At 65.8% G+C, this 20,917-nt stretch carries 17 protein-coding genes and 1 pseudogene; 14 read left to right on the forward strand and 4 right to left on the reverse strand.

What is annotated here, in order from left to right; translation table 11 throughout:
• Window positions 1–31: 31 nt before the first annotated feature.
• The 9 genes from AC1DGP_RS09385 to AC1DGP_RS09425 all read left to right on the forward strand — a co-directional run bounded on the left by AC1DGP_RS09385 (window position 32) and on the right by AC1DGP_RS09425 (window position 7,706).
• Complete coding sequence (locus tag AC1DGP_RS09385; RefSeq protein ID WP_441506668.1) at window positions 32–1,102, forward strand: BMP family ABC transporter substrate-binding protein; 1,071 nt, start codon at window positions 32–34, stop codon at window positions 1,100–1,102.
• Between the two features lie 218 nt (window positions 1,103–1,320).
• A complete protein-coding gene (locus tag AC1DGP_RS09390; protein ID WP_113515589.1) occupies window positions 1,321–2,490 on the forward strand; it encodes an ABC transporter substrate-binding protein in 1,170 nt (389 codons plus the stop codon).
• 351 nt (window positions 2,491–2,841) lie between these two features.
• On the forward strand, window positions 2,842–3,768 hold the full coding sequence (locus AC1DGP_RS09395) for a branched-chain amino acid ABC transporter permease (RefSeq protein ID WP_069882119.1): 927 nt from the start codon (window positions 2,842–2,844) through the stop codon (window positions 3,766–3,768).
• Window positions 3,765–4,760: a branched-chain amino acid ABC transporter permease gene (locus tag AC1DGP_RS09400; protein WP_441489104.1), complete on the forward strand. Its 996-nt coding sequence runs from the start codon at window positions 3,765–3,767 to the stop codon at window positions 4,758–4,760. Before AC1DGP_RS09395 ends, AC1DGP_RS09400 begins: the two co-directional genes overlap by 4 nt.
• The gene (locus AC1DGP_RS09405) at window positions 4,753–5,502 is read left to right on the forward strand and encodes an ABC transporter ATP-binding protein (RefSeq protein ID WP_441489103.1); all 750 of its coding nucleotides are present in this window, start codon (window positions 4,753–4,755) and stop codon (window positions 5,500–5,502) included. The genes AC1DGP_RS09400 and AC1DGP_RS09405 overlap by 8 nt, the downstream gene beginning before the upstream one ends.
• A 2-nt stretch (window positions 5,503–5,504) precedes the next feature.
• On the forward strand, window positions 5,505–6,203 hold the full coding sequence (locus tag AC1DGP_RS09410; protein WP_441489102.1) for an ABC transporter ATP-binding protein: 699 nt from the start codon (window positions 5,505–5,507) through the stop codon (window positions 6,201–6,203).
• A gap of 14 nt (window positions 6,204–6,217) precedes the next feature.
• Complete coding sequence (locus AC1DGP_RS09415) at window positions 6,218–6,676, forward strand: cupin domain-containing protein (RefSeq protein ID WP_441506645.1); 459 nt, start codon at window positions 6,218–6,220, stop codon at window positions 6,674–6,676.
• A 105-nt stretch (window positions 6,677–6,781) separates the two neighbouring features.
• A complete protein-coding gene (locus AC1DGP_RS09420; protein WP_441506646.1) occupies window positions 6,782–7,117 on the forward strand; it encodes a hypothetical protein in 336 nt (111 codons plus the stop codon).
• A gap of 223 nt (window positions 7,118–7,340) precedes the next feature.
• The gene (locus AC1DGP_RS09425) at window positions 7,341–7,706 is read left to right on the forward strand and encodes a PilZ domain-containing protein (protein WP_441489100.1); all 366 of its coding nucleotides are present in this window, start codon (window positions 7,341–7,343) and stop codon (window positions 7,704–7,706) included.
• Window positions 7,707–7,713: 7 nt separating this feature from the next.
• Here AC1DGP_RS09425 and AC1DGP_RS09430 read toward each other — a convergent pair whose 3' ends face one another.
• On the reverse strand, window positions 7,714–8,955 hold the full coding sequence (locus tag AC1DGP_RS09430; RefSeq protein WP_441506647.1) for a flavin-dependent oxidoreductase: 1,242 nt from the start codon (window positions 8,953–8,955) through the stop codon (window positions 7,714–7,716).
• Between the two features lie 277 nt (window positions 8,956–9,232).
• Between AC1DGP_RS09430 and AC1DGP_RS09435 the strand changes: the two are divergent.
• From AC1DGP_RS09435 to AC1DGP_RS09445, 3 genes and pseudogenes are all read left to right on the forward strand, one after another.
• A pseudogene (locus tag AC1DGP_RS09435) lies at window positions 9,233–9,517 on the forward strand (HU family DNA-binding protein); the annotation flags it as partial.
• A gap of 80 nt (window positions 9,518–9,597) precedes the next feature.
• Window positions 9,598–10,773, forward strand: a complete 1,176-nt coding sequence (locus AC1DGP_RS09440; protein ID WP_476832034.1) for a vWA domain-containing protein — start codon at window positions 9,598–9,600, stop codon at window positions 10,771–10,773.
• A 32-nt stretch (window positions 10,774–10,805) separates the two neighbouring features.
• The gene (locus AC1DGP_RS09445) at window positions 10,806–11,402 is read left to right on the forward strand and encodes a hypothetical protein (protein ID WP_476832035.1); all 597 of its coding nucleotides are present in this window, start codon (window positions 10,806–10,808) and stop codon (window positions 11,400–11,402) included.
• A gap of 20 nt (window positions 11,403–11,422) precedes the next feature.
• Here AC1DGP_RS09445 and AC1DGP_RS09450 read toward each other — a convergent pair whose 3' ends face one another.
• On the reverse strand, window positions 11,423–11,851 hold the full coding sequence (locus tag AC1DGP_RS09450) for a universal stress protein (protein WP_069877316.1): 429 nt from the start codon (window positions 11,849–11,851) through the stop codon (window positions 11,423–11,425).
• A gap of 207 nt (window positions 11,852–12,058) precedes the next feature.
• Here AC1DGP_RS09450 and AC1DGP_RS09455 point away from each other — a divergent pair, with 207 nt between their 5' ends.
• Complete coding sequence (locus AC1DGP_RS09455; protein ID WP_441506649.1) at window positions 12,059–13,297, forward strand: MFS transporter; 1,239 nt, start codon at window positions 12,059–12,061, stop codon at window positions 13,295–13,297.
• Window positions 13,298–13,318: 21 nt separating this feature from the next.
• On the opposite strand, the gene AC1DGP_RS09460 is transcribed toward AC1DGP_RS09455, so the two are convergent.
• The gene (locus AC1DGP_RS09460; RefSeq protein WP_069882120.1) at window positions 13,319–13,639 is read right to left on the reverse strand and encodes a 2Fe-2S iron-sulfur cluster-binding protein; all 321 of its coding nucleotides are present in this window, start codon (window positions 13,637–13,639) and stop codon (window positions 13,319–13,321) included.
• A gap of 84 nt (window positions 13,640–13,723) precedes the next feature.
• Window positions 13,724–14,062, reverse strand: a complete 339-nt coding sequence (locus AC1DGP_RS09465) for an Hpt domain-containing protein (protein WP_441489095.1) — start codon at window positions 14,060–14,062, stop codon at window positions 13,724–13,726.
• Between the two features lie 267 nt (window positions 14,063–14,329).
• On the opposite strand from AC1DGP_RS09465, the gene AC1DGP_RS09470 reads away from it, so the two are divergent.
• Window positions 14,330–20,755 carry an apolipoprotein A-IV repeat region-like domain-containing protein gene (locus AC1DGP_RS09470; protein WP_476832036.1) on the forward strand — a complete coding sequence of 2,142 codons (6,426 nt, stop codon included), beginning with the start codon at window positions 14,330–14,332 and terminating at the stop codon, window positions 20,753–20,755.
• The last annotated feature ends 162 nt before the right edge of the window (window positions 20,756–20,917 follow it).

A 20,917-nucleotide genomic window follows, 5' to 3' on the forward strand; every position in this document is an offset into this window, starting at 1 on the left:
CAACCCCGTGGGGAGAACAACCATGTCATCCATGATCACCCGCCGCACGCTCGTTGCCGGCGGCGCCGCGGCGTCCGCCCTGCCCCTGCTCGGCCGCAGCGCCTTTGCGCAGGCGCCACTGGGTGTCGGCTTCATCTATGTCGGTCCGATCGGCGATCACGGCTGGAGCTGGACGCATGATCAGGGCCGCAAGGCGCTCGAGAAGCAGTATGGCGACAAGATCAAGACCAGCTTCATCGAGAACGTCGCTGAGGGGCCGGATGCGGCGCGCGCGCTGCGCCAGCTGGCGCAGGCCGGCAACCAGCTGATCTTCGCGACCTCCTTCGGTTTCATGAACCCGACCATCCAGGTCGCAAAGCAGTTCCCGAAGCTGAAATTCGAGCACGCCACCGGCTATCAGCGCGCCGAGAACGTCGCGACCTACAATGCCCGCTTCTACGAGGGCCGCGCCGTGATCGGCACGATCGCGGGCCACATGTCGAAGAGCGGCCAGGCCGGCTACATCGCCTCCTTCCCGATTCCGGAGGTCGTGATGGGCATCAACGCCTTCACGCTCGCCGCCCGCAAGGTCAACCCGAACTTCAAGACCAAGGTCATCTGGGCCTCGACCTGGTACGACCCGGCCAAGGAAGCCGACGCCGCCAAGGCGCTGATCGACCAGGGCGCCGATGTGATCACCCAGCATACCGACAGCCCCGCCGCCCTGCAGGCGGCCGAGCAGCGCGGCGTCTTCGCCTTCGGCCAGGCGTCCGACATGAGCGCCTTCGCGCCCAAGGCGCATCTCTCGGCGATCGTCGACGACTGGTCGGGCTACTACATCAAGCGCGTCAAGGACGTCATGGACGGCAGCTGGAAGTCGGGCGACGTCTGGGGCGGGATCAAGGACGGCTTCGTCAAGCTCGCCCCGTTCAATCCCGCGATGACGCCAGCCGCACGCGCAGGCGCGGAAGAAGTCCAGAAGGGCATCGTTGCCGGCACGCTCCACCCCTTCACCGGCGAGCTCAAGGACCAGAAGGGCGTGCTGCGCCTCAAGGCCGGCGAGACCGCCCCCGACGAGATGCTGTCGAAGATGGACTGGTATGTCGACGGCGTGCAGGCCTGAGCGCGCAGGCCAACTTATCCTAACGTCACCCCGGCAGCCGGATCGAGACTTCGGCTGACGGGAATGACGGAGGCGGCATGACGCCCCGAACGATTCAGCATCAAAGCCTCTTGCAGATATTTTAAGCTTGAAACAAAATGAGGACCATACGAGCCGGAAGGGGATGGGGATCTCCGCCGGCCAGTAGGCTCCTTGCAGGTCCCGGGAGGACATCGGACATGAAGCTCAAACTCGCATTGTCTATCGGCACGGCGCTCGTCGCGCTGGGAGTTGCCGGCGCACAGGCCCAGGAGCCGATCAAGATCGGCGTCGTCAGCGTTCTTTCCGGCCCGCAGGCAGCCCTTGGCCAGCAATTGCGCGACGGCTTCCAGCTCGCAGTCGACCAGATGGGCGGCAAGCTCGGCGGACGGCCGGTGCAGATCACGGTGATCGATGACGAGCTCAAGCCCGATGTCGCGGTCGGCAAGGTTCGCGGCTTCGTCGAGGGCGGCAAGGTCGATTTCGTCGTCGGACCGGTCTTCTCGAACATTCTGGGCGCCATCGCCAAGCCAGTCCTGGACTCCGGCGCGGTGCTGATCAGCCCGAATGCCGGCCCTTCGACGCTTGCAGGCAAGGCCTGCCACCAGAACTTCTTCGTGACCTCGTACCAGAACGACCAGGTCCACGAGGTGCTCGGCAAATACGCTCAGGACCAGGGCTTCAAGCGCGCCTACATCATGGCGCCGAACTACCAGGCGGGTAAGGACTCGCTCGCCGGCTTCAAGAACTACTTCAAGGGCGAGGTGGTCGACGAGGTCTATGTCCCGCTGAACCAGCTCGATTTCTCGGCGGAGCTCGCCAAGATCGCCTCGGCCAAGCCCGACGTCGTCTTCGCCTTCATGCCGGGCGGTCTCGGCGTCAATCTGGTCAAGCAGTGGTCGCAGGCCGGCCTGCAGGGCAAGATCCCGTTCCTCTCCGCCTTCACGGTCGATGAATCGACCCTGCCGGCACAGCAGGACGCTGCGGTCGGCCTCTTCGGCGGCATGACCTGGGCGCCCAATATGGACAATCCGCAGAACAAGAAGTTCGTCGCGGATTACGAGGCTGCCTACAAGATCGTCCCCGGCTCCTACGCCATGCAGGCTTATGATGCCGCCTTGCTGATCGACTCGGCGGTCAAGGGTGCCGGCGGCACGGCCGACAAGGACAAGCTGCGGGCCGCGATCCGGAAGGCCGACTTCAAGTCGCTGCGCGGCAACTTCAAGTTCAACAGCAATGGCTACCCGATCCAGGACTTCTATCTGGTCAAGGTCGCCAAGCGCGCCGACGGCAAGTTCCAGACCGAGATCGCGCAGAAGGTGTTCTCGGACTATGCCGACCCGCATGCGAAGGATTGCGCGCTGAAGTGAGGAGACTGCCCGGGGGAGCTCATGTCCCTTCGTCTCTCTGGGAGGAGAGAAGAGCTTGGATGATGGCAGGGTGCCGGAGAGCAGCCGCCTGTCATCGGAGCAGGACATCAGCTCCCCTTGGCGACATCCTCACCCTCGCCGCCGCCCCTGCCCTTTCCGGGGACGGACGCCCGCCCGTGCCTGACTTGCGTCTCGCTGCGCCCGCCTAGCATGCTGCGAAAAGTTGCGACGGTTTTCGCATTCGGCATGCTCTAAATTATGAGAATCGATCGCGTTTTCTGCGTTGGACGACTTTGTCCAAACGCAGCGTGATCAAGGGGCGCCCCGCGCCGGCCAACGAATATCGAGCTGATGACCACCAGTCTCCTCATCGTCCAGATCCTGAACGGGTTGCAGCTCGGCATCCTGCTGTTCCTGGTGGCAGCGGGGCTGACGCTGGTCTTCGGCGTCATGGATTTCATCAACCTGGCCCATGGCGTGCAGTACATGCTGGGGGCCTATCTCGCCGTGACCTTCGTCGGGCTGACCGGAAGCTTCGTGCTGGGGCTGCTGCTCGCCCTGGCGGCTGCGCTCGTCATCGGGCTAGCCCTCGAATTCCTGGTCTTCCGCCATCTCTATGAACGCGACCATCTCGACCAGGTTCTCGCGACCTTCGGGCTCATCCTGCTCCTGAACCAGGGCGTCAAGATCGTCTGGGGTGCGGCGCCTCTCTCCGTCCCGGTCCCGGAATTCCTCTCGGGCTCTGTGCGCTTGATGGACGGCATTCTCTATCCGACCTATCGCTTCGCCCTGATCGGCGCCGGGCTCGCGGTCGGCGGATTGCTCTGGTTCATCGTCGAGCGGACGCGTACCGGCATGCTGTTGCGGGCCGGGGCCTCGAACGCGCCAATGGTTTCGGCACTCGGTGTCGATATCCGCAAGCTCTTCATGGTCGTCTTCGCCTTCGGAACCATGCTGGCCGGATTTGCCGGCGCGATGGCGGCGCCGATCCTCTCGGTCGAGCCCGGCATGGGCGACACGGTGCTGATCCTCGCCTTCGTCGTCATCGTCGTTGGCGGCATCGGCTCGATCCGCGGCGCCTTCGTCGGTGCGCTGATCGTCGGACTGGTCGACACGCTCGGGCGCTCCTTCATGAATGACCTGCTGCGCCTGTTCATGAGCGCCCCCTCGGCCCGTGCGACGGGAGCCGCTCTCTCCTCGATGCTGATCTACCTGGTGATGGCCATCGTCCTGTTCGTGCGTCCCGAAGGCCTGTTGCCCGCCAAGGGCCGGACATGAGCGCGGCGCCCACCATCGCCGGCGCAGCCGGGTCCATCCCATCCCGACCAAGATCGCGCTCCGTCCTGGCGCTGGTGCTCTTCGCGGCGCTCGCGCTTGCCCCGGTCGCCGTCTCGCTCGGCGTCCCAGCGCATTGGCTGTCATTGCTGACGCGGGCGATGATCTTCGCGATCGCGGCCCTGTCGCTCGACCTCATCCTCGGTGTCGGCGGGCTGGTCTCCTTCGGGCATGCCGCCTTTATCGGCATCGGCGCCTATGTGACCGGCATCATGATCACCGAGGGTCGCACCGAGACCCTGCTGATCCTGCCCGTGCTCCTCGTCGTCTGCGCCATCTTCGCGGCGGTCACGGGCGCGGTCTCGCTGCGCACGCGCGGCGTCGCCTTCATCATGATCACGCTGGCCTTCGGGCAAATGGTGTTCTTCCTGGCGCAGGCGCTCTCGGCCTATGGCGGCGACGATGGCCTGACGCTCTATGCCCGCAGCACGATCGCCGGCCTCGACATCGCGGCAAGCCGGACCGGCTTCTTCTACATCGTGCTGGGCGCACTCATCGGCTGCTACGGGCTGGTCCGCATCATCGTCGCCTCCCGCTTCGGCCGCGTGCTGCGCGCGGCGCGCGAGAACGCGACGCGCGTGACCGTGACCGGCTACGATGTCGGACGCGTGCGCCTGATCGCCTATGTCATCAGCGGCATGATCGCGGGCCTGTCCGGCTTCTTCCTCGCCAACCAGACGGAATTCGTCAGCCCCGCCTTCATGTCCTGGCAGCGCTCGGGCGAACTGATCTTCATGGTCGTGCTCGGCGGTGTCGGCTCCCTGCATGGCGCGATCATCGGCGCGCTTGCCTTTCTCTTCGCCGAGGATGTGCTCGCCGGGATCACCGAACACTGGAAGGCGATCTTCGGGCCTCTCATCGTTCTCTTCGTGCTGTTCACACGCGGCGGCATCGTCGGCATCCTCGCAAGGATACGGGGACGCAGCGATGGCTGAGCCCGTCCTCGCCCTCGATGGCGTTCGCAAGTCCTTCGGTGCGCTGAAGGTGACCGATGGCGTCAGCTTCTCCGTCGCTCCCGGCGAATTGCATGCCCTGATCGGCCCGAACGGCGCCGGCAAGACCACGCTCGTGCACCAGATCTCCGGCATGCTGCGCCCGGATGCCGGCAGCATTCGCTTTCGCGGCGCCGACATCACCGGACTATCGCCGGAGAAGCGCGCGCGCGCCGGGCTCGCGCGCACCTTCCAGATCACCTCGACCATCGCTTCGCTCTCGGTGCTGGAGAATGTGGCTCTCAGCGTGCAGGCGCGGGCGACGCATCCGCTGGCGCTGTTCCGCAACGCCGCCCGCGACGAGCGCCTGAACGGTCCCGCCTGGGCGGCAATCGAAGCGGTCGGTCTCGGCGAGCGCGCGCATGTGCCGGCCGGCCGGCTCTCGCATGGCGAGAAACGCGCGCTCGAGATTGCGATGGCACTGACCCTCGAGCCCGCCGCGATTCTGCTCGACGAGCCGCTGGCCGGTGTCGGGCACGAGGAAGGCGCACGCCTGATCGCGCTGCTGAAGAGCCTCAAAGGTCGCTACGCCATGCTGCTGGTCGAACACGACATGGAGGCGGTGTTCGCGCTCGCGGACAGGGTCAGCGTGCTGGTCTATGGCCGGGTCATCGCCTCTGGTGAACCGGCCGCCGTCCGTGCCGACCCGACCGTGCGCGAAGCCTATCTCGGCGAGGAGGGCTAGGCATGCTCGTCGTCGAAGCTCTGGATGCCGGCTATGGCGAAGCGCAGATCCTGTTCGGCGTTGATCTCGCGATCGCCGAGGGCGAGGTGGTGACCTTGCTCGGCCGCAACGGCATGGGCAAGACCACGACGATCCGCGCCATCATGGGCCTGATTCCGGCGAAGGCCGGCCGCATCAGCGTCTCCGGCCGCGACCTGACCGGCGCTCCACCCTTCCGGATCGCGCAGGCCGGAATCGGGCTGGTGCCTGAAGGCCGCCAGATCTTTCCGACGCTCAGCGTGGAAGAAAATCTGATCGCCACGGCAGCCAGCCGCTTCGGCAAGCCGCGCTGGGATGTCGAGCGCATCTACACGTTCCTGCCGCGCCTCAAGGAGCGGCGAACCAATCGCGGCAACCAGCTTTCCGGCGGCGAGCAGCAGATGCTGGCGATCGGCCGGGCCCTGATGACCAACCCCAAACTGGTCATTCTCGACGAGGCGACGGAAGGGCTGGCGCCGATCATCCGCCAGGAGATCTGGTCCTGCCTTGCCGCGCTGAAGGCTGATGGCGAATCGATCCTGGTCATCGACAAGAATGTCGATGCGCTGGCCAGGATCGCCGACCGGCATATCGTCCTGGAAAAGGGCCGCGTCGTCTGGCGCGGATCGAGCGACGACTTGCGCAGCGACAGTGCTGTGAAGGATCGCTTCCTGCATCTTTAGAGAAGGAGAGACCGATGAAGCCACTGACAGCCGGCGTGACGAGGGCCAATCAGGGCATCGATGCCATCTCATGGAATATTCTCGGCCAGACCTATGTCCCGAAGACGCTGAGCGAGGATAGTTTCTCCTGGCATGCGATCTTCCCGCCCGGGACCTTCGTGCCGCCGCATGTCCACCCGACGCAGGATGAGTTCATCTATCTGCTCGAAGGCCGGCTTGATCTCGTTCTCGACGGAGAGGAAGCGCATGCCTTGCCCGGCGACCTGATCCGCCTGCCGCGCAACGTTCCGCACGGCATCTTCAACAAGAGCGACAGCCCGGCCAAATGCCTGTTCTGGGTCGCCCCCACCGGCCGGCTCTACGACCTGTTCTGGGCGATCCATTCGATGCCGGAGCAGAACCCCGCGGAGGTCGTCGCGCTCGCCGCCAAATACGAGATCGACTTCCTGCCGCCGCCTCCAGACGGGGCGTGACAAACCCCGCGGCGGGGAAGAAACCGGCCCGTGCGGAACCCGTGCCCGTGCATCCTGCGTTCATCTGCCGGCACTAGTCTGCCGAGCAATGATGGAGGATGAAACATGAGGAAGGCGACGCTTTCCCTTGGCTTGCTCGCCGCGTTCGCGGCGGGCAACGCGGCAGCGATGCCGCTCCCGGCGCCTGGCGAAACGGGCCTGCCGCTCACGCTGGCCCAGATGCGCTGCAATGAATTCCGCTGCATCAATCCGCGCAGCGGCGTCTACACCGAAAGCACCTGCGACTATCGCGGCTGCTATCCGAGCAGCCGCCCGCGTGGGCGGCTTGGCCCCTATGGCGAGGACTATCGCTTCGGGCGCCGTCGGCTTGACGATGATGACGACTATCCGCGCTACCGGGGATATCGCCGCTATCGCGAAGACGACGATGACGACGATTGATTTTCGCGGCCCCCTGCCCTCCGCGTTCGAGCATCCGCCACGATCCGACATGCAGCGTGCTGGAAGGACAACGCGTGCCGAGCCGTGCCCAGAGGAATCTGCTGAACAGCCGTTAAGGTTAATGCAAGGTTAAGGCTGCGCGACTCGCGCTAAAGTGGCAATTATCCCTCTTACGTAGCGGTAGGCAGAATGCCTGCGGCGGAAGTTTGGAGGGGGCGGCATCATGACGACCGAACGCCGTGAAGTCCCACGGCAGCGCACCCTGCTGGGCGCGCGCATCGTCTTCAACAACCGCCAATCCACGCTCGACTGCGTGGTGCGCAACCTTTCGGACGTTGGCGCCATGGTGCTCATCTCCGATGCCGTTGCCTTGCCGGCAGCATTCGAGCTTGAGATCGAGCATAAGCGACACGTCTACGGCGCACGCTTTCGGTGGCGCGATGGCGAGCGCGTCGGGATCGCCCTGGACGGGCGGCCTGCCTCAACCGCCGAAATCGTGCCTCTCGACCACGCCCGGCGCTTGAAGCAATGCGAGCAGAGCAATGCGCAGCTGAAGGCGCGCATTCAGCAACTGACCGAAGCCGGCTGATCGCCCCTCAGCGCCGGGTCAGCTGCTCCGGCGCAAAGCCGGCCTTGCCGGCATAGGATTTCACGATGGCCTCACGCCTTGCGTAACTCATGACCCGTTCGACATCGTCGAAACCATTCGGCGCGAGCGCCTCGACGGCATCGATCACACGTTCGGGGCCGCCAACCCGGTTCAAGGCCACGACCTGCGCCGTTGCCGGCAGGCGCACAGCCTCATAGGCCGCCAGCGCCTGACGCGGATGCTCGCTGCGGACCAGCGCATCGGCAAGCGCGCGCGCATCAAGGATCGCCTGCGAGGCCCCGTTCGAGCCGACCGGGTACATCGGATGAGCGGCATCGCCGAGCAGCGTGACGCGGCCATGGGTCCAGCGCGGCAGCGGATCGCGGTCGCACATCGGGTAATCCCAGAATCCGGGCGAGGCCTGGATCAGCGCAAGGATGTCGACGCCGGGAATCGAGAAACGGCGGGCATAGGGCAGCACATCCTCAAGCCTGCCCGGTTTCGACCAGGCCTCCTTCGGAGGCGGCTTCGCCGGATCCCCCGTCCGGATATTGACGACCCAGTTGGTCAGCCGCGTGCCGGGCTTGCTGCCCGCGGCGATCGGATACAGCACCAGTTTTCCGGCCATGCCGCCGGCGATGATCATGCTCTCGCCGTCGAGGAAGGCCGGCCAGTCACAAGCCCCGCGCCACATCTGCACGCCATTCCAGCGCGGCGCCCCCTGGTTCGGGAAATAATGTCCGCGCACGCTGGAGTGGATGCCATCGGCCGCGATCAGCACGTCGGCACGCGCCGTCTCGCCGGCCTCGCCGCGCCGCGCATCGGTAAAATGGGCTGTCACTCCGCCCTCGTCCTGGACGAACCCCTGCAGCCGGCGCCCGGTTCGCAGAGCGCCCTCCCCCAGGCGCTCGCGCACAGCCGCGCAGATCACCCCCTGCAGGCGGCCGCGATGGATCGAGAACTGCGGCACCGGCGCCCCCCCATGGAGACCACGCGGCTCGCGCCAGACGGTCTGGCCAAAGCGGTTCATGTAGATGAGTTCGCGCGTCCGGATCGCGACGGCATCAAGCGCCGGAAGCAAGCCGAGCTCGGCCAGTTCGCCGATCGCATGCGGCAAGGTGTTGATGCCGACGCCGACCTCGCGGATATCACTCGACTGCTCGTAGACGGTGGCGGCGATGCCGCGCGCGTGCAGCATCAATGCGAGCGTCAGGCCGCCGATTCCGCCTCCGACGATAACAACCTTCATGCGTCCCCCCGCGTCAGTATTCATTATTTTAAACTTGAAATAACAGGGCAAGATTTGTCAATGACCCCTGTCCTGGTGGCCGCCCCGCTGTTTTTTTGCACTCCAGAGGCGGGAACGAAGCGAAATGCTGTGCGTATCTAGCCCCAATGCCGTGTTTTTGGACGTCAACCGTGCCAAGTGGCAGTTTCGCATAGGGCGGACATCCAGTCGTCGCGCGATTCGCGACGGCAGCAGGAATTAGCGTCCTCCCCAGCGACGACTAAGCAACACCGTTCTTCAGGAGAGTTTCATGACCAAGAACGAACTGATCGCCGCCATTGCCGACGAAACCGGCAAGACCAAGACCGACGTGTCCGCCATCCTCGGCTCGCTCGCAGCCGTCGTCGCCAAGACGCTGAAGTCCGGCGACGATGTTACGCTCGGCGGCGTCGGCAAGCTGTCGGCGGCCAAGCGCGAAGCCCGCGAGGCCCGCAACCCCTCGACCGGCGCCATGATCCAGGTTCCCGCCAAGACCGTCGTCAAGTTCAAGGTCACCAAGGACCTCGCCGACGCGGTGGCGTAAGCCGATCATATTTTAAAGCAGCACCTGGCCTTCGGGCCGGTGCTGCTTGACCCCGCCGCGGCCATCCGCACAGTGGGGCGATGTTCCTCCGTCTGTTCACCGATCTGCGCGCCGCCAAGGTTCCCGTCACGCTGCGGGAGTACCTGGCCTTGCTCGAAGGCGTGGAAGCCGATCTCGCCGAGCACCGCGTCGACGAATTCTATTATCTCGCTCGCACCTGCCTGGTGAAGGACGAGCGCCATCTCGACAAATTCGATCAGGTCTTCGCCCAGGTATTCAAGGGCATGGAGCCCCTGCAGCAGGCGATCGAACAGGCCGGCATTCCCGAGGAATGGCTGCGCAAGCTCGCCGAGAAATTCCTGACCGACGATGAAAAGCGCGAGATCGCGGCAATGGGCTGGGACAAGCTCTGGGAGACGCTGAAGCAGCGGCTCGCCGAGCAGCAGGGCCGGCATCAGGGCGGTTCGAAATGGATCGGCACAGCAGGGACCTCGCCCTATGGCGCCTATGGCTATAATCCCGAGGGCGTCCGCATCGGCCAGGACAGCAACCGCAACTTCCGGGCGATCAAGGTCTGGGACAAGCGCGAGTTCAAGGATTTCGACGACACCCGCGAACTCGGCGTGCGCAACCTGCGCGTCGCATTGCGGCGGCTGCGCCGCTTTGCCCGCACGGGAGCGGCTGAAGAACTCGACCTCGACAACACCATCTCGGAAACGGCCAAGCACGGCTATCTCGACGTGCAGTTGCGGCCCGAGCGCCGCAACGCGGTCAAGGTGCTGCTATTCCTCGATGTGGGCGGCTCGATGGACTGGCATGTCGAACTGGCCGAGGAGCTGTTCTCGGCGGCGCGGGCCGAGTTCAAGCATTTCGAGCATTTCTACTTTCACAACTGCCCCTACGAACGGGTCTGGCGCGAGAACAGGCGCCGGCACGATCAGGTCATATCGACATGGGACATCCTGCGGACCTATTCGGCCGACTATCGCATCGTCTTCGTCGGCGACGCCTCGATGAGTCCCTATGAGGTTGCAATGTCCGGGGGCTCGGTTGAGCACTGGAACGAGGAAGCGGGCGAGGTCTGGATGCAGCGCCTGGCCGGTCATTTCCCGAAATCGGTGTGGCTCAACCCGGTCCAGCAGCAGCTCTGGAGCTATACCCAGTCGATCCGTCAGATCGGCGGGCTGATGGGCGGGCGCATGTTTCCGCTGACACTGGACGGGCTGGACGGCGCCATGAAGGTACTGGCCCGCTGACAAGTCCGCGGGGAGCCGCTATGGCTGCCGCCATGCAAGATGACGATGATGCGCTCCCGCCGTCCTGGCGCCAGCGTCCCAAGCCGGTCGGCTTCGAAATCACGTACCGCCTGAAGGGCGATACGCTCGAGATCGACAGCACACGCAAGGTCGATCAGGTCAGGCTCTCGGCGGTCGTGCAGGTTCGCTTCGTCTATGCGCCGAGCAATATCTCCTCGAAGGGATTCAAGACGCAGCTCAGGCTGAGCGACGGCAAGAGCATCACCTTCGGCAACCTGTCCTGGCGCTCGCTCACCGACATGGAGCGTGACGATGCCGGCTATCGTGCCTTTGTCGAAGCGCTGTCGGCCGCAATCGTCAGGGCCAATCCCCGCGCCCGTTTTCTCGCCGGCAAGCCGAACTGGAACTGGCTGCTGCTGACCGTGGTCAGCGGCCTGTCCCTGCTCATGTTGATCATGTTCACGCTGCGCGCCTTCCTGCAGGGCTCCAGCTCGGCGGGATGGCTGGGTATCCTGCTTGCTCTCGCCTCGCTCTGGCAGGTCGGGCCGATGGTCAAGCTCAACCGCCCCCGCGAGCTGCAGACAGGCGAAGTACCGGACGACCTGGTGCCGCGCGCCTCGGCAGGCTGACAGGCCGCTTTCCGGCCGCCTCAGCCGCTGCGCACGACCAACACCGAGCACTTCGCGCGGCGCACGATGGCCGATGCATTGGAGCCGATGACATAGGCGAGCATGCCGGGCTCGTGCGAGCCGATCACGATCAGATCGGCGCCGCTCGCATCGGCTTCCGCCAGCACCTCTCCATGGATCGAACCGACCAGCACCTTTGCGGAAACACGATCCGGCGGCAACGGAATGCCCGCCGCGATATCGGCGAGCTTGGCCTCCGCCTCGCTCTGTTGTTCGGTGTCGAAATCAGCCGGCACGAACTCCATGTAGGTGATCGGCACGAGCGACCGGACATAGACCAGCCTTATGGTTCCGCCTGACGCTTCGGCGAAGGACACCGCCGCGTTGATGGCGAGCGCCGCGAAGTCAACCTCGGCAAGATCAACGGGAACCAGAATCGATCTGTACATCGCATCCCCCCGATTTTCGGCATCGCCAGATTCCGCAGCCGCCGCCCTACGATACCACATCCAGGCACGCGCAGCGTTCCGCATGGTCGCCATGACAGGGCGGAATTGACGCAGCCCGGGCCTCGCCTAAGAGTATCGCCGCACGGAAGCAGTCTTGTGAAGTCCGTGGCGGCGCCGATGGCCGTTCCTCCTGTCCGGTAATCCGATGTGACCGACGCCCAGCCCGCCTCAGGCCCGCCACGCGGGCTGCTGCACTCGCCTGCCGCCTTCCTGATGGTGCTGGCCTTCGTCAACTGGCTCGGCTTTGCAAGCTGGAGCGCGCTGCTCAACAATTTCGCCAAGGAAGCCGCCGGCTTCACCGGGCAGGATATCGGCATCCTGCAATCCGTCCGCGAGATTCCAGGCTTCCTCGCCTTCACGGCGATCATCCTGTTCTGGTTCATGCGCGAGCAGATCCTCGCCTATCTCAGCCTGCTCACGCTCGGCTTCGGGGTTGCGATCACCGGCTTCTATCCCAGTCTCGGTGGCCTCCTGATCACCACCACGATCATGTCGCTCGGCTTCCATTACTACGAGACCGCGCAGCAATCCCTGCAGCTGCAATTGCTGCCCAAGGCGGAGGCCCCAAGGCTTCTCGGCAAGATCGCAGGCGCCTCGGCCGCCGCACAGCTGCTTGCCTTCGGCTCGATCGCGCTGATCTGGCGGCTGTTCCAGCCGGGTTACACGATCATCTTTGTGGTGGCGGGCCTGCTCACCATCTGCCTGACCGGCGCCACCTGGCTGCTGTTTCCACGCTTCCAGGGTGCCGTGCCGCAGAACAAGGGCTTCGTCCTGCGCAAGCGCTACTGGCTCTATTATGCCCTGACCTTCATGTCGGGCGCGCGCCGGCAGATCTTCATGGCCTTTGGCGGCTTCCTGCTGGTCGAGCGTTTCGGCTACGATGTCGCAGCGACGGCTACGCTTCTGCTTGCGACCTACGGCATCAACACCTTCGTGGGGCCGATGCTCGGCCATCTCGTCGGGCGTGTCGGCGAACGTGCGACGATCCAGCTCGAGAACATCTCTCTGATCGCCGTCTTCGTCGGCTATGCGCTGGCAAGCCACGGGCATTTCGCCGGCTGGGGCGTCTTCGTCGCCGGGGCACTCTTCATCGTCGACGGGGTCTTCTTCACGCTCGTCCTGGCGCAAAGGACCTATTTCCAGAAGATCGCGGACCCGGCCGATATCGCCCCGACCTCTGCAGTGGCCTTCACGATCAACCACATCGCCGCAGTCTTCCTGCCCGTGACCTTCGGACTGCTCTGGATCCGCGACCCTGCGATCGTCTTCTACATCGGCGCGGCGGTCGCCACCGTCTCGCTGACGCTGGCTTTCCTGGTCCCGCGCCATCCCGTGCCCGGGCGCGAGACAATGCTGGCGTCAGTCGTGCCGGCTGCGGCCGAGTAGGACCGCCCTAGGCCCGACTGCTCAGCCCTGACGGGCCGGCGTGCGCACGACGAGACCGTCGAGTTCGTCGCGAACCCTGATCTGGCACGAGAGCCGCGAGGTCGGGCGCACGTCGAACGCAAAGTCGAGCATATCCTCTTCCATGGACTCGGCATGGCCGGTCTTCTCGGCCCAGGCATCGTCGACATAGACGTGGCAGGTCGCGCAGGCACAGGCACCGCCGCATTCGGCTTCAATGCCGGGAATCCCGTTGCGCACGGCCGTTTCCATGACCGTCGAGCCGGTCTCGGCCTCAACGGTACGGCTTTCTCCCTGGGCATCGATGAAAGTGATCTTCGGCATCATAAACTCCGGCGGGGCCAACGCCGGCACCGCTTAGAGCATTTCCAGGCATTGTGGAAAGAGCGTTGACCGCCTGACCGCCCCTCAGGCGGCGCAATCGATCGTGGAAATCGCAGCGCGTGCCTCGGCCGCGGCCAGGGCCAGGGCATCCATCGCATTGTCCCTGCGCGCCGGATCATCGCCAGCCAGTTGGCGTTCCATGGCATCGGCGGCTTCGGCAACCGACCAGGCTCCGATCGCGCTGGCCGCTCCCTTCAGGGTATGCGCCGCGTCCATTCTGGCCTTGATGTCGCTGCCGGAATGGATCGTCCGCAAATGGCTGATGCATTGCTGCGCGAAGAGCGTCAGCAGCTCGCGCTCGAGGTCGTGATCGCCGCCGGTCTGGCGGGCGAGGTGAGCAAGATCAATGGCTTTTTGGGGCATTGGAGCACTCGGAAACACGCATTTTGTACGAGCCGGCTTGGCGGCTCCCATGCTCAAACAAGCGCCAACATGGTGAACGAGGCGTTAACGACGTTTGTGAATCGGGGCCTCAAATGGGTTCCAATCGCATAGAGCCTCCACTACCCTTCCAACTGGTAAATGATGGGCGCATTGTCCCTCCTGATGTCGGTCGCCAGAGGCGGCGCCCGGCAGCGCGAGGGTCGCGGCGATGTCGACCCATCGAAGTAGCGTTGCGAGGCGGCAATCATGACCCGACAGAACAAGCTCCAGGACCCGACAGAAGCGGCGATGTCCGCGATCGAGGAGGCCCTGCGGCTCGACCAGTCGAAGCCCCTCGGTGCGGAGCCCCACCCATCCGAACCGAAGCTGCCTTCGGCCACTGAAGGCGATCTCAAGCTCGACCTGCCTCGCGTCGAGCCCGCGCCCAGGCCGCCGGAACCCGCCCCCGCACCGCAGGCAGCGGCCCCACGCCCGGCGATCGCGCCCGATACCAGCCGCGTCGCCAATGACGACCGCCGCGATTCCAGTTCCCTCGTCCAGGCCTTCTCGGTCCGCCCCTCGCGCCGCCCCTCCTGGTTCGCGGGCTTTGCCTCGCTGCTCTGGCTCGCCGGCGTCGCCTTCGTGCTCGTCGGCCGCTTCGGGTCGTTCAGCGGCGGCGTGCCGGAAGGCCTCGCCGGCTTCGGCCCTGGCGAATGGGCCATGCTCGCATTGGCGATCGGCACCCCCATCGTCTTCTTCTTCGTGCTCGCAGCACTGTACCGCCGCACCCAGGAGATGCGCCTCGTCTCGCGAGCGATGACGGAGGTCGCGTTGCGCCTGGCCGAGCCGGAAGTGGTCGGCGCCGATTCCGTTCTCTCGTTAAGCCAGACGATCCGTCGCGAAGTCGCCGCCATGGGCGACGGCATCGAGCGCGCCGTCGCACGCGCCGGCGAACTGGAAACGATCGTGCGCGGCGAGATCGCCACGCTCGAGCGCGCCTATGCGGATAACGAAATCCGGCTGCGCGCGCTTATCGACGAGCTCGTCACCCAGCGGGAATCCGTTGTGGGCAATGCCGAGCGCGTGAAATTCGCGATCAGCGGCGCACATGAGTCCCTCTCCAAGGATCTGGAAAGCGCCAGCCGCAGCATTGCCGAAGCCGTCTCTCAGGCCGGCGACCGCGTCACCGGCTCGCTCGGCGAGAAGGGCGACCAGATCACGGTCGCGCTCGGCCGCGCCGGTGAGCGCATGATCGACGAGATCAGCGGCCGCAGCCACGAACTGGTCGAACGCCTGCAGATCACTTCAGGCGAGGTCAGCGAGCGGCTGTCCGGCGCCAGCGACAACCTGTCGACGATGCTCGACGGGCGCGCTCAGGAAATTGCCTCCTCGCTGGAGCGTACCGGCCAGGTTCTGACAGAGGGCCTAACCTCGGGCGCCCGCGACGTCACCAAGGCGATCAGCGAGACCGGCTCGCAGGTCGTCGAGACGCTGACGGCGCGGGTCGAGACCGTCAACGAGACCCTGAGGCAGACGGGCGAAAGCCTGGCCCAGGAGATCTCGGAGCGGGGCACCACCGTCGCCGAGCGCTTCGAGCAGAGCGGCCGCACGCTGGTCGGCCTGATCGAGGGCCAGAGCGAGACGCTGACCCAGCGTATCGCGGAGACCGGAGAGACCCTGCGCAGCTCGCTCTCGAGCGAAGGCGAAAGCGTCACCACGCGCCTCGCCGAGGTCGGCCGCGGCGTCCACAGCCTGCTCAGCCGGCAGCATGAGAGCATGGCTTCGCGCCTGCTTGAAGTCGGCAACAACGTGCACGGGCTGATCGACAGCCAGGGCGAGACGCTGGTCAGCCGCCTCACCGAGACGGCCCGCACCGTCGAGGACGTGCTGCGCGAACGCGGCGACGCCATCGTGCTGCGTTTCGACGAGGCGAGCAAATCGCTGGGGGATACGGTCGGCCGCCAGGGCGACGAACTGACGACCCGGATCACCGATGTCGGCACCAGCCTGCATGGGCTCTTCACCGAGCAGGGCGGCAGCCTCGTGACCCGCCTCTCCGAGACCGGCGAGATCGTGCATACCCTGCTCGATCAGCAGGCCGAGAAGCTCACCAGCCGCGTCTCCGGCGCCGGGAAGGATGTCGAATCCCTGCTCGACCGCCATGGCGAAACGCTGGCCGCCCGCCTCGGCCAGACCGGCGAGGACGTGCACAAGCTCCTGAACGAGCAGGGCGATGCGCTCGTCGCCCGCCTCGGCCGCAGCGGCAAGGATGTCCAGAACCTGATCGGTCAGGAAGGCGACAACCTGGTCGCGCGCCTCGGCCTTGCCGGGCAGGAAGTCCACAGCCTGATCAGCGAACAGCGCAGCTCTCTCATCACCAGCCTGTCCGAGACCGGCACCAAGGTCAGCGCCCTGCTCGAAGAGCAGACCGGCGGCATGACGGTGAAGGTCTCGCAGGCCGGCCTCGACATGCAGGATCTGCTCAGCGGCCAGAGCCAGGCGCTGGTCACGCGGGTCGCCGATGTCGGCCGCTCCGTGCACAACCTGCTCGCCGAACGCGGTGGCGCACTGATCACCCAGCTTGCCGAGACCGGAGAGAACCTCCACCTCAAGCTCGGCGAACAAGGCGATGCGCTTGCGACCCGCGTGACGGAAAGCGTCGAGAGCGCCCGCTCCGCACTTGAGCAGCAGCAGGCCGGCTTCATCGCCCGCCTCGGCGAAACCAGCCAGGAGGTCGGCGCCCTGCTCGGCGAGCAGCGCGAGACGATGATCCGCGATCTCGTCAGCACCGGCCGCGAGGTTCACACCCTGCTCGGCGAGCAGAGCGAGGATCTGGCACGGCGCATGACCGACGCCACCCGCAGCCTCACCGAGACCATCAATGTCGATGGCCGCCATGTCGCCGAAACTGTCAGCGAAGCGACACAGGGGTTGCGCGCCACCTTCACCGTGCATGCAGAAGACGCGCGCACGCTTCTTGCCGACACCGGCAGGGAAATCGTGCTGGCGCTGACCCAGCAGGGCGGACGCGTCAACGAGGCCCTGGCCGCCAATGCCGAGTCGATGCTGCGCTCGGTCGAGAACCGTGCCCAGGCGCTGAACGAGACGCTGGCAAGCCGCCACGACGCGCTGAACCAGCTCTTCGATACGCAGGGCCGCCAGATCGACGGCACCCTGGCTGCGCGCCTCGCTGCCTTCTCCGAGCTGTTCGAGACCCAGGGTCGGGGTATCGAGGCCACGCTCAACGAGCGGCTTGTCTCCCTGTCCCAGCTCTTCGACTCGCAAGGGCGCGTCATCGAGCACGGCCTCAACGAGCGCCTCGCCGCACTCACGCATCTGTTCGACTCGCAGGGCCGCGGCATCGAGACCAATCTCAGCGAGCGTCTCGTCGCCTTCACCCAGCTGTTTGAAACGCAGGGTCGTGGCATCGAGACCAGCCTCAACGAACGCCTCGCCGCCTTCACCCAGCTGTTCGACACGCAGGGCCGTGGCATCGAGACGGGCCTCAACGAGCGCCTTGCTGCCTTCACTCATCTGTTCGACACGCAGGGTCACGGCATCGCGAATGGCCTCGACGAACGCCTCGAAGCGTTCAACCAGCTGTTCGACAGCAAGGGCCACGGTATCGCCAGCGGCCTCGACGAACGCCTCGAAGCGTTCAACCACCTGTTCGACAGCAAGGGCCAAGGCATCGCCGGCGGCCTCGACGAACGCCTCGAAGCGTTCAACCAGCTGTTCGACAACAAGGGCCAAGGCATCGCCAGCGGTCTCGACCAGCGCCTCGCCGCCTTCAACCAGCTGTTCGATACCAGGGGCCACGGCATCGCGAGTGGCCTCGACCAGCGCCTCGCCGCCTTCACCCAGCTGTTCGATACCAAGGGGCACGGCATCGCCAGCGGCCTCGACGAACGCCTCGCGGCCTTCACCCAGCTGTTCGACAGCCATGGTCACGGCGTCGCGAGCAGCCTCGACGAACGCCTCACGGCCTTCACCCAGCTGTTCGACACGCATGGTCACGGCATCGCAAGCGGCCTCGACGAACGCCTCGCGGCCTTCACCCAGCTGTTCGACACACAGGGCCGCGACATCGAGAGCGGCCTTGGCGAACGCCTTGCCGCGTTCACGAGCCTGTTCGACACGCAGGGTCGCGAAGTTGAAGCCGCGCTCGGCATCCGCCTCGACGCCTTCGAAGACATCGTGGTCCGTCAGGGCGGAGCCCTTGCAACCAAGCTCAGCACAGACACGCGCGAATTCACCGAATCCGTGGCGGCGCGCCTGAACGAGGCCGAGCGGCTGCTGACCGGCGACGGCCAGGCGCTGGCCGACCGCATCGGCACCCGCGCGGCAGAGGCCGCCGATATTCTCGCCGCCCGAACCCAGGAAGCGGCGACGGCCATGGAAGAGCAGATCAAGGTGTTCGAGGAGCGTTCCGGCGCCAAGAGTGCCGAGATCGCCACCTCCCTTGACGGGCTCATTGCCCGCATCGACGGCAATCTCGGCTCGCGGGCCACCGCGCTCAACGAGGCGCTGGTCGAACGCACTGTCGACATCGCCCGCGTGCTTGCCGAGGGCGGCCGGGAGGTCACCCGAGCCCTGGCGGCAAAGGCAGACGAGATCGGGGACGTCGTCACTTCGAAGAGCGAGTCGCTCACGCGCACGCTCAGCGAGAAGGCCGATACCATCAACGCCACCCTTGGCGGGCGGGCGTTGCAGATCGCCGATACGCTCGACCAGAGCGTCGCGCGCTTCGAGGAGCGCGTGGTCAACCGTCTCGACTCCGTCTCCGGGACGCTCGACACGCGCGGCCAGCAGATCGCCGACACACTGCACAACAAGTCCGAGGAGATCTCGGTCTCGCTCGGGGCCCGCGCCGACGAACTGCGCGCCCTGTTCGACGACAAGGGCGGCGGCATGGTTGCGGCGCTCGGCCTGCGCGGCGAGGCCATCGCCAACGAGGTCGCGTCGGTCGGCGAAACCGTGGTCAGCGCCATCGAGAGCCGCGGCTCTTCGATCCTCGCCGGCCTGCGCGAACGCGGCACCGAGATCACGGCTGCGCTCGACACCTCGTCGGCGGGGCTGCGCGACACGCTCGAGGTCGGAACGCGCCAGTCGGTCGAAGCCCTGGTCAGCACCAACGAGCAGCTTCGCGGCGAGCTCGGCGGCATGCTTGGCCGCCTGGGCGAAGCCAACAAGCTGATGCAGCAGATCGTCAACGGCGCGAACAAGAACCTCGGCGCGATCGAGGCCGGCCTGTCGGAGCGCGTCAGCGACCTGCAGGCAGTGCTCGCCACCGTCATGGACGAGACCAAGGGGGCGACGGAACAGGTCGCGGCCCAGGTCGAGGAGCTCAAGGCCTTCTCGGAAGGCACCTTGCGCCAGACCGCTGCGCTTGTCGGCCAGCTCGACGGCCAGGGCACCTCGCTCTCCGAGGTTACCCAGGCAAGCACGGCTGCGCTGCACGCTGTTGCCTCGCGGCTCGAGCAGGTCGAGGCGCGTGTCGGCAAGGCTCTCGCCGATCGCAAGGACACGCTCGAGGAAGTGCATGGCCTGATCTCGGGCAAGACCGACGACATCGAAACGATCACGCGCTCCTTCGCGGCCTTGATCGACGAGTCGCTGAGCAGCGCCGAAGCACGCGCACGCCAGATCGGCGGCGTGCTGACAGAGTCGGCCGAAGCCACGACCGGCGCGATCATGCAGCAGTTCGAGATGATCCGTGCCACCACGGGCAAGGAGCGCGAGCGCACTGCGCACGCTCTGCGCTCGGCCTATGAGCAGGTCAGCGGAGAACTCGGCAACGAGCTGTCCAAGGTCACGGAACGCTTCCAGGGCGCCGCCGAGGACATGCGCAAGATCTCCACCGAGATCCAGCGCGAGCTCGAGGCGACACGCTCCGAACTGAAGCGCGGCGTCCTCGACCTGCCGAAGGAGACGCAGGAATCGACGGCAGAGATGCGCCGTGTGGTTGCCGAGCAGATCAAGGCGCTCAACGAGCTGACCGAAATCGCGACGCGCGCCGGGCGCAATGCCGGCCCTGCCGAAGCCCCGGCTCGCCGTCCGGCTGCGGTCATGCCGGCAGCCCCGGCCTATTCCGGCTCCGTCACGCAGGCACGCGTGACGACCCTGGCCGAACCGCTGCGGCCCTCGATCGATGCGACAGCCGAGCCTGCCAAGCCGGAACCGCGCGCCGATGCGAAGGCAGCCCCGGCTCGCCCGACGCCCGCACCGGACGCTTCGCGCCGTCAGGCCACACCGGAACAGCCCCCGGCCAAGTCCGGCTGGCTGTCCGATCTGCTGAACCGCGCCTCGCGTGAGGACCGGCAGGCGGAGCCGAGCAAGCCGACTGCGCACTCGATCGAGAAGCTCGATTCGCTCTCGGTCGATATCGCCCGGATGATCGACCACGATGCGGCCGTCGAGCTCTGGGACCGCTACAAGCGCGGCGAGCGCAACGTCTTCACGCGCCGGCTCTATACCCTGCAGGGTCAGCAGACCTTCGACGAGATCCGGCGGAAGTACCGCCGCGATGCGGAGTTCAAGGAGACGGTCGACCGCTACATCGACGAGTTCGAGCGCCTGCTCGGCGAGGCGGCCAAGGACGACCGTGACTCGATGGTGGCGAAGACCTACCTCACCTCCGAGACCGGCAAGGTCTACACCATGCTGGCCCATGCGAGCGGGCGCTTCGAGTAAGCGCCCCTCCACCACCCCGAAATGCAAAACGGCCGCCCAATCGGGCGGCCGTTTTCATTGAAGCCTTGCGAACTCGATGTCGCTTTCGCCCAGAGCACATTGCGAAAACGTGGCGACGGTTTTTCGCATTGAGCATGCTCTCAACAATGAGAGTAGATCACG

Source organism: Allobosea sp. 05T433, assembly GCF_056396065.1.